Annotated in this window: 17 protein-coding genes; 7 read left to right on the top strand and 10 right to left on the bottom strand. The window is 71.5% G+C overall.

Going from position 1 to position 13,875, the window contains the following annotated elements:
* Positions 1-150 precede the first annotated feature (150 nt).
* The gene (locus Sm713_RS28690) at positions 151-615 is read right to left on the bottom strand and encodes a cupin domain-containing protein (RefSeq protein ID WP_212912912.1); all 465 of its coding nucleotides are present in this window, start codon (positions 613-615) and stop codon (positions 151-153) included.
* A gap of 52 nt (positions 616-667) precedes the next feature.
* On the opposite strand from Sm713_RS28690, the gene Sm713_RS28685 reads away from it, so the two are divergent.
* Positions 668-1,747 carry a GlxA family transcriptional regulator gene (locus tag Sm713_RS28685; RefSeq protein ID WP_212912911.1) on the top strand — a complete coding sequence of 360 codons (1,080 nt, stop codon included), beginning with the start codon at positions 668-670 and terminating at the stop codon, positions 1,745-1,747.
* On the top strand, positions 1,744-2,235 hold the full coding sequence (locus tag Sm713_RS28680; RefSeq protein ID WP_212912910.1) for an LURP-one-related/scramblase family protein: 492 nt from the start codon (positions 1,744-1,746) through the stop codon (positions 2,233-2,235). Before Sm713_RS28685 ends, Sm713_RS28680 begins: the two co-directional genes overlap by 4 nt.
* Before the next feature lie 184 nt (positions 2,236-2,419).
* Here Sm713_RS28680 and Sm713_RS28675 read toward each other — a convergent pair whose 3' ends face one another.
* Positions 2,420-3,301 carry a carbon-nitrogen family hydrolase gene (locus Sm713_RS28675; protein ID WP_212912909.1) on the bottom strand — a complete coding sequence of 294 codons (882 nt, stop codon included), beginning with the start codon at positions 3,299-3,301 and terminating at the stop codon, positions 2,420-2,422.
* Between the two features lie 247 nt (positions 3,302-3,548).
* On the opposite strand from Sm713_RS28675, the gene Sm713_RS28670 reads away from it, so the two are divergent.
* The gene (locus Sm713_RS28670) at positions 3,549-4,373 is read left to right on the top strand and encodes a maleylpyruvate isomerase family mycothiol-dependent enzyme (RefSeq protein ID WP_212912908.1); all 825 of its coding nucleotides are present in this window, start codon (positions 3,549-3,551) and stop codon (positions 4,371-4,373) included.
* 164 nt (positions 4,374-4,537) lie between these two features.
* Here Sm713_RS28670 and Sm713_RS28665 read toward each other — a convergent pair whose 3' ends face one another.
* The 4 genes from Sm713_RS28665 to Sm713_RS28650 all read right to left on the bottom strand — a co-directional run bounded on the left by Sm713_RS28665 (position 4,538) and on the right by Sm713_RS28650 (position 7,881).
* Positions 4,538-5,830: a nitrate/nitrite transporter gene (locus tag Sm713_RS28665; protein ID WP_249417026.1), complete on the bottom strand. Its 1,293-nt coding sequence runs from the start codon at positions 5,828-5,830 to the stop codon at positions 4,538-4,540.
* 65 nt (positions 5,831-5,895) lie between these two features.
* Complete coding sequence (locus Sm713_RS28660) at positions 5,896-6,621, bottom strand: GntR family transcriptional regulator (RefSeq protein WP_212912906.1); 726 nt, start codon at positions 6,619-6,621, stop codon at positions 5,896-5,898.
* 208 nt (positions 6,622-6,829) lie between these two features.
* Positions 6,830-7,027, bottom strand: coding sequence for a DUF397 domain-containing protein (locus Sm713_RS28655; RefSeq protein ID WP_212912905.1), 198 nt, complete (start codon positions 7,025-7,027; stop codon positions 6,830-6,832).
* Positions 7,027-7,881 (bottom strand): helix-turn-helix transcriptional regulator, encoded by an 855-nt coding sequence (locus Sm713_RS28650; RefSeq protein ID WP_249416752.1) that lies wholly within the window; start codon positions 7,879-7,881, stop codon positions 7,027-7,029. The genes Sm713_RS28655 and Sm713_RS28650 overlap by 1 nt, the downstream gene beginning before the upstream one ends.
* Before the next feature lie 225 nt (positions 7,882-8,106).
* Here Sm713_RS28650 and Sm713_RS28645 point away from each other — a divergent pair, with 225 nt between their 5' ends.
* Both Sm713_RS28645 and Sm713_RS28640 read left to right on the top strand, forming a co-directional pair.
* Positions 8,107-8,565 carry a MarR family winged helix-turn-helix transcriptional regulator gene (locus Sm713_RS28645; RefSeq protein WP_249416751.1) on the top strand — a complete coding sequence of 153 codons (459 nt, stop codon included), beginning with the start codon at positions 8,107-8,109 and terminating at the stop codon, positions 8,563-8,565.
* Between the two features lie 211 nt (positions 8,566-8,776).
* The gene (locus Sm713_RS28640; protein WP_212912903.1) at positions 8,777-9,334 is read left to right on the top strand and encodes a 1,4-alpha-glucan branching protein; all 558 of its coding nucleotides are present in this window, start codon (positions 8,777-8,779) and stop codon (positions 9,332-9,334) included.
* Between the two features lie 115 nt (positions 9,335-9,449).
* Here the strand turns inward: Sm713_RS28640 and Sm713_RS28635 are convergent, their stop codons facing one another.
* On the bottom strand, positions 9,450-9,659 hold the full coding sequence (locus tag Sm713_RS28635) for a DUF397 domain-containing protein (protein ID WP_212912902.1): 210 nt from the start codon (positions 9,657-9,659) through the stop codon (positions 9,450-9,452).
* Positions 9,656-10,504: a helix-turn-helix transcriptional regulator gene (locus tag Sm713_RS28630; RefSeq protein WP_212912901.1), complete on the bottom strand. Its 849-nt coding sequence runs from the start codon at positions 10,502-10,504 to the stop codon at positions 9,656-9,658. Before Sm713_RS28630 ends, Sm713_RS28635 begins: the two co-directional genes overlap by 4 nt.
* Positions 10,505-10,573: 69 nt before the next feature.
* Here Sm713_RS28630 and Sm713_RS28625 point away from each other — a divergent pair, with 69 nt between their 5' ends.
* Together Sm713_RS28625 and Sm713_RS28620 are read left to right on the top strand one after the other, a co-directional pair.
* Complete coding sequence (locus Sm713_RS28625) at positions 10,574-10,888, top strand: ATP-binding protein (protein ID WP_212914917.1); 315 nt, start codon at positions 10,574-10,576, stop codon at positions 10,886-10,888.
* 113 nt (positions 10,889-11,001) lie between these two features.
* On the top strand, positions 11,002-11,223 hold the full coding sequence (locus Sm713_RS28620; RefSeq protein WP_212912900.1) for a hypothetical protein: 222 nt from the start codon (positions 11,002-11,004) through the stop codon (positions 11,221-11,223).
* A 105-nt stretch (positions 11,224-11,328) separates the two neighbouring features.
* Here the strand turns inward: Sm713_RS28620 and Sm713_RS28615 are convergent, their stop codons facing one another.
* Together Sm713_RS28615 and Sm713_RS28610 are read right to left on the bottom strand one after the other, a co-directional pair.
* Complete coding sequence (locus Sm713_RS28615; protein WP_212914916.1) at positions 11,329-12,828, bottom strand: dihydrolipoamide acetyltransferase family protein; 1,500 nt, start codon at positions 12,826-12,828, stop codon at positions 11,329-11,331.
* A gap of 66 nt (positions 12,829-12,894) precedes the next feature.
* Complete coding sequence (locus Sm713_RS28610) at positions 12,895-13,875, bottom strand: alpha-ketoacid dehydrogenase subunit beta (protein WP_212912899.1); 981 nt, start codon at positions 13,873-13,875, stop codon at positions 12,895-12,897.

Here is a 13,875-nt window from a genome sequence, read left to right as displayed (position 1 = left end):
GATTACCCCATTGGGTGATGGAGAGAACGTATGTCCACGCCCCCCCACGGCCCTCCGCTGCGGACGGGCGGACGGGCGGACGGGTGGACGGGTGGACGGGTGGACGGGGGGACTGGTGGACGGGGGGACTGGTGGACGGGTCGACGGGTGCTAGCGCTCGTCCAGGGCGTGGCCCGTGGTGGCGTCCACATGGGCGGGAACGGGGTCGTGGCGGTCGCCGACCGTCGAGGTGCCGGTGGGCTCCAGCAGCAGGATCGAGGCGCCGCCGGGCGCGAGGGGCTTGTGCTCGGTGCCGCGCGGGACGGTGAACACGGCGCCCTTGGGGAGGGTGACCGTGCGCTCGCCGGACTCCTCGCGCAGGGCGATGGCCAGCTCGCCGTCCAGGACCAGGAAGAACTCGTCGGTGGAGTCGTGCACGTGCCACACGTGCTCGCCCTCGACCTTGGCGATCCGGACGTCGTAGTCGTTGACGCGGGTGACGATCCGCGGGCTCCAGAGGTCGTCGAACGTGGTCAGCGCGGTGGAGAGCAGGACGGGGAGGGAGGAGGGGGCGGGGGCCTGCGCGGCGGGGGCGGGGGCCTGCGCGGCGGCCGGCCGGCCGGATTCGGTGGTCATGCAGCGATCGTCCGCCGTGGCCTCCCCGCCCTGCGAGTGCTAGAAATCGCATATGCCGCAAGATTTCTCGCACGCAGGTGCCGGCACGGACCCGGGGACGGAAGCCCGCGGCACCGCCGGAGCCACCGCAACCGCCCCCGGCACCCCCGCCACCCCCGGCACCCCGCACCGCGTCGTCGTGCTCGTCGACGACAACTCCAACCCCTTCGAGCTGGGCTGCGCCACGGAGGTCTTCGGCCTGCGCAGGCCGGAGCTGGGCCGGCCGCTGTACGACTTCCGGCTCTGCGCGACCGAGCCCACCGTCCGGATGCGGGACGGCTTCTTCGCGCTCACCGGCGTCGCGGGCCTGGAGGCCACCGAGGACGCGGACACCGTGATCGTGCCGAACCGCCCGGACACCGACACCCCCCGCACCCCCGAGGTGCTGGCCGCGATCCGCCGCGCGGGCGCCCGCGGGGCGCGGCTGGTCGGGTTCTGCAGCGGCGCGTTCACGCTCGCCGAGGCGGGCCTGCTGGACGGGCGCAGGGCCGCGTGCCACTGGATGTGGGCGGACTCGTTCCGCGCCCGTTTCCCGCGGGTGCGTCTCGAACCGGACGTCCTCTTCGTCGACGACGGCGACATCCTCACCGCGTCCGGCAGCGCCTCCGCGCTCGACCTCGGGCTGCACCTGGTGCGCCGGGACCACGGCGCCGAGATCGCGAACGCGGTCAGCAGGCGGCTGGTGTTCGCCGCGCACCGGGACGGCGGCCAGCGGCAGTTCGTGGAGCGGCCGATGCCACAGATCGCCGACGAGTCCCTCGCCCCGCTGCTGGCGTGGGCCCAGGAGCGCATCGGGGACCCGCTGACCGTGGCGGGCCTCGCCGAGCGCGCCGCCGTGAGCACCGCCACCCTGCACCGCCGCTTCCGCGCCCAGCTCGGCACCACCCCGCTGGCCTGGCTGACCGGCGAGCGCGTCCGCTACGCCTGCCGCCTCATCGAGCGCGGCGAGGACCGGCTCGATACCGTGGCCCGGCTGAGCGGCCTGGGCACCGCGGCCAATCTGAGGGAGCGGCTGCGCAGGGAGACGGGGCTCAGCCCGTCGGCATACCGCCGGCGTTTCGGACAGGCGGCAGGGGAACGGGTAACGGTATGAAATTCCAGGTGCGGGACCGGATCTTCGGGATCGGCGAGGACTACTGGATCGAGGACGAGCACGGCTCCAAGGTCTTCCTCGTCGACGGCAAGGCACTGCGCCTGCGGGACACCTTCGAGCTGAAGGACCGGCAGGGCAACGTACTGATCGTCATCAAGAAGAAGATGTTCTCGCTGCGCGACACGATGGTCATCGAGGACGGGAACGGCAAGCTCGCCACGGTACGGCGCAAGCACCTCTCGCTGCTGCGCAACCACTACCGCGTGGAGCTGACGGACGGTTCCGAACTGGACGTCAGCGGCAAGATCCTGGACCGCGAGTTCGTCATCGACCACGACGACAACATGGTCGCCCACATCTCCCGCCACTGGCTCCACGTCCGCGAGACGTACGGCGTGGAGATCGTGCGCGAAGACGCGGACCCGGCGCTCATGATCGCGGTCACCGTGTGCGTGATCCACCTGGCCGAGGAGCAGCACGACGACTGAGGAGCACAGCGACTGAGGAGCACAGCGACCAGGGCCGTCCGCAGGAGCGTCCCAGGTGCCCGGCCACCCGAACGGGGTCCCGTTCGGGTGGCCGACGCACCTGCGCCGGGCGCGCGCGGCGGGTTCAGGGCGGCCCTGCCTCGGGACGGCGGCCGTCTGACGGCCCGGCATCGAAGGCCAAGCCTCAGCGACGCGGCAACCCCACGTCGAACACCCGGTCCTTGAGGACCGGGAACCGCTCCCGGGCGCTCCCGACCCTGGCCGGGTCCAGGTCGACCGTCAGGATCTCCTCCCCGGCGCCCGCCTCCCCCAGCACCTCGCCCCAGGGGTCCACGGCGATGCTGTGCCCGGCCTGCGGGACGCCCGCGTGGGTGCCGGCGGTGCCGCAGGCCAGGACGTACGACTGGTTCTCCACCGCACGCGCCTGGGCGAGCACGGTCCAGTGCGCGCGGCGCCGTTCCGGCCAGCCCGCGGGGACCACCAGCACCTCGGCGCCCTCGTCGACCAGGCTCCGGAACATCTCCGGGAACCGCAGGTCGTAGCAGGTGGCCATGCCCACGGTGGCCTCCGGCAGGCGGACCGTGACCAGCTCGGAACCGGCGCCCATGAGCACCGCCTCGCCCTTGTCGAAGCCGAACCGGTGGATCTTCCGGTAGGACGCGGCGAGTTCGCCGTCGGGGGAGAAGACGAGGGAGGTGTTGTAGAGGGTGCCTTCACCGGATCCCGGGGAACCCTCCCCGGAACCGGAACCGGAACCAGGCCCAGGCCCGGGCCCACCCTCGCCGTCGCCGGCCGGGCCCCGTTCCGGAACGGACCCCGCGTGCAGCCACACGCCCGCGTCGCTCGCCGCCTTCGCCATGATCTCGTACGTCGGCCCGCGCAGCGGCTCCGCACCGCTCGCGAACGACTCGTACGCGAACGCCCCGACCGTCCACAGCTCGGGCAGGACGACCAAGTCGGCGCCGGAGTCGCGGGCCGCGTCGGCGACGAGGGACGCCGCGCGCCGCCGTCGGGTCGCGACCGGTTCGTCGTCGCTCACGGCGATCTGGATCAGAGAGGCGCGCACACTACCACCGTCCTGGCTCGTCAGCCGTCCGAACCGGCCTACCATCGTCACGAAAGGACTGCCGGTCCAGCTCCGGGCAGCGTACTGTGCCTTTCCGGGGGGATCCGGGGGGATCCCCGAGAACCCCGGCCCTCGCCTGCCTGCCGACGCCACCGCAGCTCGCAGTCCGTCAAGTCCCGTACCCGACCAGTACCCGACCAGTCCGCACCGCCACGCAGCCGTACGCACCAACCGCCCGAGGGGTCCCGTGAGTCTCCATCCCAGCCTTCAGACCTATGCCGACGCCTGGACCCACTCCGTGGAGTCGATAGCCGAGCTGGTGCAGCCACTCGACGAAGGGGAGTGGAGCAAGGCCACACCCTGCCCGGGGTGGTCCGTGCGGGACATCGTCTCGCACGTCATCGGCCTCGACTGCGAGCAGCTGGGGGACCCCCGGCCGATCCACACGCTGCCGCGCGACCTGTACCACGTGAAGACGGACCACCAGCGGTACATGGAGATGCAGGTCGACGTGCGCCGGCACCACACCGCGCCGGAGATGACCGCCGAGCTGGAGTACACCATCATCCGCCGCCAGCGGCAGCTGCGGAACGAGAACCGGCAGCCCGGCGACACCGTGCGGGGCCCGCTGGGCTCGGAGCTGACGCTGGAGACGTCCATGCGCCGGCGGGCGTTCGACATCTGGGTGCACGAGCAGGACCTGCGCATGGCCCTCGACAAGCCGGGCAACCTCGACTCCCCCGGCGCCCTCGTCGTCCGCGACATGCTCCTGGAGGCGCTCCCGCGGGTCATCGCCAAGCGGTCCGGCGCCCCGGCGAACTCCGCCTTCGTCTTCGACGTGCACGGCCCCGTCGAGTTCCTGCGCACCGTCCGCATCGACGCCGACGGCAAGGGCAGCATCGACGGCGCCCCGTCACTCGGTCCGCTCGCCACCGTCAGCACGGACTGGGAGACGTACGTGCGGCTGGCCTGCGGCCGCATCACGCTCGAAGCGGCCGAGGAGCACATCAAGGCAGAAGGCGATCAGGGGCTGGCGAAGGCCATCCTCTCCCACTTCACCATCACCACCTGAACGGCGGGGCCAGGCGCCCCGGGTGACCCGGGGCAGGCCCCGCGACACCACCCGCGCCCTGACGTCACCGTGACCGCGCCGCGACCGGAGCCATGACTCGGGCCGTGACCGGGACGCTAGCGGGGCCACGACAGGAGCCGCGACCGGGACGGGCCCCGAGGCCCTCACCGATGCACGGGCTTGCGCCACGCCTCCACCCGGCTGACCACCAGCCGTTCCCGCTCGATACGGGCCACCCGGCCGCGCAGCCGCAGGATCTGCGTCATGCCCAGCGCCTCCAGGACGAAGATCACGGAGAACGCGGCGCGGTAGTCGTCGCCGGTCGCGTCCAGCAGCACCCCGACGGCGAGCAGGGTCGTCATGGAGGCCGTGAAACCGCCCATGTTGACGATGCCGGAGGCGGTGCCCTGCCGCTCGGGCGGGTTGGCCGGGCGGGCGAAGTCGAAGCCGAGCATGGACGCCGGCCCGCAGGCGCCCAGCACCGTGCAGAGCACCACGAGCACGCCGATCGGCACCCGCTCCCCCGGGTATCCGAGCGTGAGCCCCCACACCAGCGCCGTCGCGCCGACCGTGCCGAGCGCCAGCGGCAGCCGCGCCGCGTGGTGCCGGGCCACGACCTGGCCGTAGACAAGGCCGACGACCATGTTGGAGAGGACGACCAGCGTGAGCAGGTCGCCCGCGCCGGCCGCGGACAGCCCCTGTGCCTGCACGAGGAACGGCAGCCCCCACAGCAGCAGGAAGAACATCGCCGGGAACTGCGTGGTGAAGTGCACCCACATCCCCAGCCGGGTGCCCGGCTCCCGCCAGGCGGCCGCTATCTGCCGGCGCACGTACGCGGCACCCCGGTGGAGCGCCGGCGCGGGCTCGTACCCCTCCGGATGGTCCTTGAGGAACAGCACCAGCAGGACGAGGACGACCACGCCCGCGAGCGAGCTGCCGGCGAACGCCGCGGTCCAGCCGACCGAGTGCAGCAGCCGGGCGAGCAGCAGCGTCGAGACGAGGTTGCCCGCCATGCCCACCAGGCCCGCGAGCTGCGCGATCAGCGGGCCGCGCCGGGCCGGGAACCAGCGGGTGCCGAGCCGCAGCACGCTGATGAACGTCATGGCGTCCCCGCAGCCCAGCAGCGTCCGCGCCGCCAGCGCCATCCCGTAGGAGGGAGCGAGCGCGAACGCGAGCTGCCCGGCGGTGAACAGCACGGCGCCGATGCCCAGCACCTTCTTGGTGCCCAGCCGGTCCACCAGCAGGCCGACGGGGATCTGCATCCCCGCATAGACGAGCAGCTGGAGGATCGAGAACGTGGACAGGGCCGAGGCGCTGACGTGGAAGCGGGCGGCGGCATCCAGTCCCGCGACGCCGAGCGAGGTGCGGAAGGTGACGGCGACGAAGTAGACGGCGACCCCGATGGACCACATCACGACGGCCCGCCGGCCGCCGCGCGGGTCACCGTGCAGGCCCATGCCTCCGGACGGGCCGGAGGACGGGGGGAGGGACGACGACGAGGAGGACGAGGAAGAGGCGGCGGTCATCGCTCCTCGCCCCGGGCGAGGTTCGAGAACCAGCTCACGTGCCGGTGCACCAGCGCCACGGCGCCGTCCGCGTCCCCGGAACGCAGAGCCGTCAGCAGCTCCGCGTGCTCGGTGAGGGTCTTCGCGATGCGGTCCGGGTGCGCGTGCATCACGGCGACGCCCATCCTCAGCTGGCGGTCGCGGAGCTGGTCGTAGAGCCGGGAGAGGATCTCGTTGCCGCCGCTGCGCACGATCTCGGCGTGGAAGCACCGGTCGGTGATCGCCGCCTCCGCGAACTCGCCGGCCGCCGCCTGCCGCTTCTGCTGCTCCAGCAGCTCTTCCAGGCGCGCGATCAGCCGCGGTGAGGCCGGCACCGCCTTGCGTGCGGCGTGCGCCTCCACGAGCTGCCGGGTCTCGACGACGTCGGCGATCTCCTGCGCGGAGACCGGCAGGACCAGGGCGCCCTTCTTCGGGTACAGCCGGATGAGCCCCTCGACCTCCAGCCGCAGCAGCGCTTCCCTGACGGGTGTCCGCGACACCCCGACCGCCTCGGCCAGTTCCCCCTCGGTGAGGAGCGTCCCGCCCTCGTACCGCCGCTCCAGCACGCCCTTCTTCACGTGGTCGTAGACCCGGTCGGCGGCCGGCGGCTGCTTGGCGCCGGGCGGCGTCTCCGGCGCCGTGCCGGTCGTGCCGATCGTCGTGGTCGCGGTGGTCGGGGTCGTGAGCTGGGCGGCGGATGGCATGCGTACAGCATAGATACAAGATGTACGTATGCTTTTTCTCGTCCACCATCCGGACGAGAGCGCCCTGAGCAGACCGAGGACCGTCTCCGTCGCACCGATCGCACCGGATCGCACCGGATCGCGCCGCCGCGAACAAGATCCCTGGCCGACCCGACAGCGCCGGATCGGCGACGCGTGCGGGACCTGAACGGAAGCTGAACCGACCGCGTCAGGTGCCGCTCGAAGCCGGCACCACGTCGCCCGCACTCCGGACGAACGCGACCCAGACCTCCGGCCGCACCCGCAGGATCGACCCGCCCGGCGCCTTGGAGTCGCGGACGGCCACGACGCCGGGGATGTTGCGGGCGACCTCCAGGCACTCGCCGCTCAGGGCGCTGAAGCTGGACTTGGTGAAGCGGAAGTTCATCAGTCGCTCATCTCCTTTGCCAGGACCTCGATGTACTGCTCCGATTCGCTCGGGGAAAGGCTCACTTGGGCCATCCGTGCGAAGAGTGTTCCGTAATGTGCGCTCTCCTCGGCGCTCTCGGCCCAGACCGTGGAGTGCAGGCCATCCATGTGGACCACGTCGAGGGCGTCGTCCTCGGCGAAGGACAGGATGTTGAAGGGGCCGCCGATGCACGGGTGGCCGCCGGCGCTGTAGGGCAGCACCTGGAGCGTGACGTTCTCCCTGCGCGCCGTCTCGACGAGATGGCCCAGCTGCGCGGCCATGACGTCCCGCCCGCCGACCAGTTGCCGGAGCGCGGCCTCCCAGACGATGGCGTGGACCCGTAACGGATGGTCGCCGGACAGGCGCTGCTGCCGTCTGGCCCTGCTCTCCACGATGTGCTCGATCCGGTCGAGTTCGTCCCAGGAGAGGTCGGAGACGGCCAGGGCGCGAACATAGTCCGCGGTCTGGAACAGCCCCGGCACCAGGGACGTCTGCCAGGCCCTGAGCCGGAGTGCGACATCCTCCAGCGCGATGTACTCGGCCAGCGAGACGCTGTGCGAGCCGTCCCACCATCCGCGCGCACGCCGGCGCTCGCGGTCCGTCTGCGCCAGGGCCAGCAGCCGGCTCACGAAGTCACCGTCGCGCTGCCCGTAGAGATCGCAGAGCGCGCGGATGTCCGGTTCCCGCATCGGCACGAGGCCGCGCTCCATCTTCGCCACCTTCGACACGGAGGCCGTGAGGACCTCCGCCGCGGAGCCCTGGCGCAGGCCGCGGGCCTCCCGCATCAGCAGCAGCTCACCACCGAGTCGCCGCCCAAGAACCGTGGACGCCATATGCCCTCGATCGGGACCGATACCCGTCACGACGCGCTCCTCCCTCGCTCCGGTCCACCCGCGGCGGCGCATTCCCCACCCGGCTCCTTGCCGCCTCCGGCTCGGATAGCTACGTTGAGTGCCCAACTGCCCACGCAGCGGCATTACTTCCGGTAAACATAGATACAATCACTGAGTGAGTCAATCATCTATTGAGAAAGCCATTGGCCCACCTATGATGGGGACGTGACTTCCGAAGCGCATGCCCCTGCCGCCGACGAGCTCGCCACCGAGGCGTGGCGGCGGGTCCGCTCGATCTGCAACGACCCGGTGACGGAGGCGGCGTGGCAGCAGATCATGCACGAGACCGGTCTGACGGCCGGCCCGATGCGGGCCCTGCGCTTCCTGCCCCTGGCCGAGCCGCTGCCCATGCGCCGGCTGGCGGGCCGCATGGGCTGCGACAACTCCTACGTCACGTCGCTGGTCGACACCCTGGAGGAACGCGGCCTGGCCCGCCGCGAGTCACACCCCACCGACCGCCGCATCAAGGTCATCGTCCTCACCGAGAAAGGCCGCGGCCTGGCCGAAAGGGTGCAGCGTGCGTACACGGCACCACCGGCCGCGTTCTCGGCCCTGACGGATACGGAGGTCGCCACCCTCTGCGCCCTGCTCCGCAGGCTGGACCCTGCGGGCGCGGGGGGTTGACGGGCGGGTCCGCGGCACCGGCCGAGACGGCCTTGGGCCTTGCGGAGGTCGGGGCCGTCGACTGCTTCACCGAGGTGAGCGCCGCCCGCGCCGGCGCGAGCCGAATGGACCCGGCTTCCACGTACTGCCCTGAGCAGCTTGCCTTCGCCAATCGACCCCCGGGAGCATGAAAGGGTCAGCAAGGGCCTACGCGTTGATCCGAGGAATCGCAGTGGCTGTCATCCACCACACCACGATGAGCCCCACCAAGATGGAACTGCTCACCGAATGGCTGCCGACCCAGTCCTGGTATCGAGGCGGACCGGAGGCGGAGCTGGCGAAAGCCGGCGGCTTCCGCCTGGACGACCCGGACGGGGAGGTCGGCATCGAGTTCATGATCGTCGCTGATGCCTCGTCGGACGAGCCGGTCGCTTATCTGCTGCCACTGACCTACCGTGGGGCTCCGATCGACGGTTTGGACGAGGCACTGATCGGGACGTCCGAGCACGGCGTCCTCGGGACGCGCTGGATCTACGACGGCGTTCACGACCCGGTACTGGTCGGGCGCCTGACCGCGCTGCTCCGCGGCGAGACAGTCGCGCAGGCGCAGGACGTGACCGACACCCCGGACCCGTCCGTACGGGTGCGCGTCGCCGACCTTGAAACCGCGGTGCCTGTGGTCCACCGGGTGCTCCCCCATATCGCGTCCGCCGACGCGTCCGGAACGGTCGTCGCATCCTGGCGGCGCCCTGATGGGACGCGCGCCGAGGGCGTCGTCGCCTCCGCCTGAGGTGCGTTTCGAGTCTGATCATTCTGTGGGATTCGCCCTGGGCCCCGCCGACCGCCCCCGCGTCCCCGTGGCCGTGTCGATCGTGGTGCGCGGTGCCGAGGGGATCAGGGCCCTGTCACCCCACGCGGCGCCGGTCGCCGCCGCCCCCTGTTCCCTCCGCACCCCGGACGAACTCGGACCACGCCGCGGGCCGCACCCGAAGCACGGCGCCGTCCTGCGCCTTGGAGTCACGGACGGCTATGACGCCGGGTATGTTGCGGGCGACTTCCACGCACTCGCCGCCCGACGTGCTGTAGCTGGACTTCACGAAGTCGAACTCGGTCATGTGTCCATCCCCTTGTTGATCTCGTCGAGCAAACCGATGGAGTCCATCGGAGCCAGGCTCCGTCGTGCTGTGCCGTCGAAGAACGCGCGGTAGTTCGAACTCTCCCCATTCTCCATCCACACGGTGGACGTCGTGGTGTCGATGTGCACGACGTCCACGGCCTCAGCCTCGGCGAACGAGAGGATATTGAACGAACCGCCCACGCAGGGGTGGCCACCGGACCGAAAGGCCATGATCTGGAGCCGCACATTCGGAAGTTCGGCAACATCGCGTAGATGTTGGAGCTGCGCCCGCATCACGCTGACCCCGCCCACGAGCTGACGCAGCGCCGCCTCCCACACCACCGCGTGGACCTGGAGAGGTTGGTCGCCACCGACCCTGGCCTGCCGCTTCATTCGCACTTCCACGACCCGCTCGATCTCGTCGGGGTCCTCCCACACTCCGTCGCTGACGGCCAGCGAACGTGCATACTCCGCCGTCTGGAACAGCCCCGGAATCAGCGAGAGCTGCCACGTCCTGACCGACATCGCCGCATCCTCCATGGCAATGTACTCCGACATCGCCCCGGCGTGAGGCGGATGCTGCCACCAGCCCTTCGCCTTGCGACGATCCCGGTCCAGCCGCGCGAGACAGAGCAAGCTGCTCAATGCCTTCTGCTCCGCCCCGTACAACTCGCAGAGGGCCTTGATGTCCAGGTCCCGCATCGGCACCCAGCCGCTCTCCATCTTCACGATCTTCGAGTTGGTGGCCCCGAGCACCTCGGCAGCCTCGATCTGAGTCTTCCCGGATGCATCCCTCAGCCGTAGCAGTTCGCTGCCAAGCCGGCGTCCGAGGACGGTTGACACCCGGTTTCCCACCCGCGTCGGGCTCCGACCGCCCGCAGCGTCACCCTCGCCCGCAGGCGTGCGGAGCGCCTGGTCACGGAGTGGGGTCGCCCCTCACACGCGGAGGACACCGCGCTCATCGTCAGCGAACTGGCCACCAACGCCCTGCTGCACGGCTGCGTCCACGACCGCCTCTTCCAGGTAAGGCTCGTCCTCACCGAGAAGGTCCTCCGGATCGAGGTAAGCGACCCGCGCGGCGACCGCCCCGTAAGGGTGCGAACCACGGAGCGGACGGACACATTCGGACGCGGTCTCCTCCTGGTCGACCACCTGGCCACCCGCTGGGGCACCGCGCCCCGCGTCGTCGGCAAGACGGTGTTCGCGGAACTGGCGCTGGCGCTGTAGAGGAAGAGCAGGAACGCATGAAGCGCTACCGGGACATGAGGGGCCCCATGCCCGAAACGCCGGTCAGGCCCTTGCCCTGGATCGCTTCTCTGCCGGAAGGCGGCACGGAAGCGATGAGAGCCGAACTCGTTGAGTCGGCGCAGGCGGCGCGGGCCGCCCAGGGGATCGACACGGCGACTCCCGTGGCACAGGTGCTCGTGGAGTGGCGTCACACGGCCGAGATCTACGCGGACCCCGAACTGCTCGCCGAGCTGACCCGCGACCGGGATGGTGACGCCGGCCCGGTGCCCTGCCCCCGGCCAGGGGACGGTCAGGAGCAGGATCCGTTCCGGTAACTGCACGTGGCGGGCTCAGAAGGGCACCGACCTGTGCCAAAAGCCCAGCCACGCCGGGGCACCCGGGAATCGACGGGGGCACCGCCCCCGTCGACCCACTGGCCCCTAGCCCCAGGAGATCAGCCTCTTCGGCTGTTCCATGACCGCCGCCACGTCCGCCAGCACCTTCGACCCCAACTCCCCGTCCACGAGGCGGTGGTCGAAGGAGAGGGCGAGTGTCGTCACCTGGCGGGGCACCACTTCGCCCTCGTGCACCCACGGCTGGAGCTTGATCGCGCCGACCGCGAGGATCGCGGACTCGCCGGGGTTGAGGATCGGCGTTCCGCTGTCGATGCCGAAGACGCCGACGTTGGTGATGGTCACCGTGCCGCCCTGCATCGCGCCCGGTGACGTACGGCCCTCGCGGGCCGTGCTCACCAGGTCGGCCAGGGACTGCGCCAGCTCGGGCAGCGCCATGGCGCCCGCGTCCTTGATGTTGGGGACGATCAGGCCACGGGGGGTGGCCGCCGCGATGCCGAGGTTCACGTAGTGCTTCCGGACGATCTCCTGGCGCTCCTCGTCCCAGGAGGCGTTCACCTCGGGGTTGCGCTTGATCGCCACCAGCAGCGCCCTGGCGATCAGCAGCATCGGGTTGATCCGGAGCCCCTCCAGGCCGTACAGCGCGGCGTCGCGCTTCAGTTCGTCGACGAGTTCCATCGTGCGGGTGACGTCGACGGTCACCCACTCCGTGACGTGCGGCGCGGTGAACGCGGAGGCGACCATCGCCTGCGCGGTGGCCTTCCGCACGCCCTTGACGGGGATCCGCGTCTCCCGCGCCCCGAAGGCGGGTCCGGCTGCCGCGGCCTCGCCGGTGTCGGCGCCGAGGCCGGCCGGCGCGGCGGGCGCCTGGGGTGCGGGCGCCGGGGCCGCGGCCTCGGGAGCCGGGGCCGCCGCGGCGTGCACATCCTCACGGGTGATGATCCCCTCGGGACCCGACGGGACGATCCCCGCGAGGTCGACCCCGAGGTCCTTGGCGAGCTTGCGCACCGGCGGCTTGGCAAGCGGCCGGCCACCGGCCACGGCGGAACCCGCCGCGGGAGCGGCGGCCGCGGTCGCGGGGCCGGCGGCCGGAGGAGCCGGTGCCGCGGCCTCCGCGGGTGCCGTTCCCGCGGGAGCGGCCGCGTCCACCGGCGCCTGCCCGTTCAGCTCGGCCTGGAGGGCCGCCCCGGCCGCCTCCGCCCCCGCGGCGACGGGGCTCTTCCGCGGCCGCCGCTTCGACGAGGTCTGCGCCACGCCGTACCCGACCAGCACGGCCTGCCGCTCCCCGGCGGCCTCCGGCGCCTCGGGAGCGGGCGCCCCGCCGGAGGTGCCCGGCTCGGCTCCGCCGTCCGCGGGACCGGCCGCGCCGGAGACGTCCACCGAGATGATCACCTGGCCGACGTCGACCGTGGTGCCCTCGGCGAAACGGAGGTCGCGCACCACGCCGTCGTAGGGGATGGGCAGCTCGACGGCCGCCTTGGCGGTCTCCACCTCGCAGACGACCTGGCCGTCCGAGACGGCCTCCCCGGGCTGGACGTACCACTTCAGGATCTCGGCCTCGGTCAGCCCCTCGCCCACGTCGGGCATCCGGAACTCCCTGACCGCACCGCTCGCGTTGCTCGTGTTACTCGTGCTAGTCACCGTGCGCGCTCCTCAGTACGCCAGCGCGCGGTCGACGGAGTCGAGCACGCGGTCCAGACCCGGCAGGTACTCCTCCTCCAGGCGTGCGGGCGGGTACGGGGCGTGGTAGCCGCCGACCCGGAGCACGGGCGCCTCGAGGTGGTAGAAGCAGCGCTCGGTGATGCGCGCGGCGAGCTCCGCGCCGGCGCCCAGGAACACGGGTGCCTCGTGCACGACGACGAGCCTGCGGGTCTTCTCGACGGAACGCTGGACGGCGTCGAAGTCGATCGGCGAGACCGAGCGCAGGTCCAGCACCTCCAGGGAGGTGCCCTCCTCCTCGGCGGCGGCCGCGGCCTCCATGCAGACCTTCACCATCGGGCCGTACGCCGCGAGCGTGAGCTGCGTGCCCTCGCGGACCACGCGGGCCGCGTGCAGGGGGCCGGGGATGGCCTCCATGTCGACCTCGCCCTTGTCCCAGTAGCGCCGCTTGGGCTCGAAGAAGATCACCGGGTCGTCGCTCTGGATGGCCTGCTGCATCATCCAGTAGGCGTCGGACGCGGTGGAGGGCGAGACCACCTTCAGGCCCGCGACGTGCGCGAACAGGGTCTCCGGGGACTCGGAGTGGTGCTCGACGGCGCCGATGCCGCCGCCGTAGGGGATCCGGATGACGACGGGCATCTTGACCTTGCCCAGAGCGCGCGCGTGCATCTTCGCGAGCTGGGTGACGATCTGGTCGTAGGCCGGGTAGACGAAGCCGTCGAACTGGATCTCCACGACCGGGCGGTAGCCCCGCAGGGCGAGGCCGATGGCCGTGCCGACGATGCCGGACTCGGCGAGCGGGGTGTCGATCACCCGGTCCTCGCCGAAGTCCTTCTGCAGGCCGTCCGTCACCCGGAAGACGCCGCCCAGCTTGCCCACGTCCTCACCCATGAGGAGGACCTTGGGGTCGGTCTCCAGCGCTATGCGCAGCGACTCGTTGAGCGCGCGCGCGAGCGGAAGCTTCTGTACCGCCAT

Origin of the sequence: Streptomyces sp. TS71-3 (genome assembly GCF_018327685.1) — a bacterium.
Classification (GTDB): Bacteria; Actinomycetota; Actinomycetes; order Streptomycetales; family Streptomycetaceae; genus Streptomyces.
The sequence above is the reverse complement of the archived record's forward strand: the minus strand, read 5'-3'. Positions and strand labels throughout refer to the sequence as shown.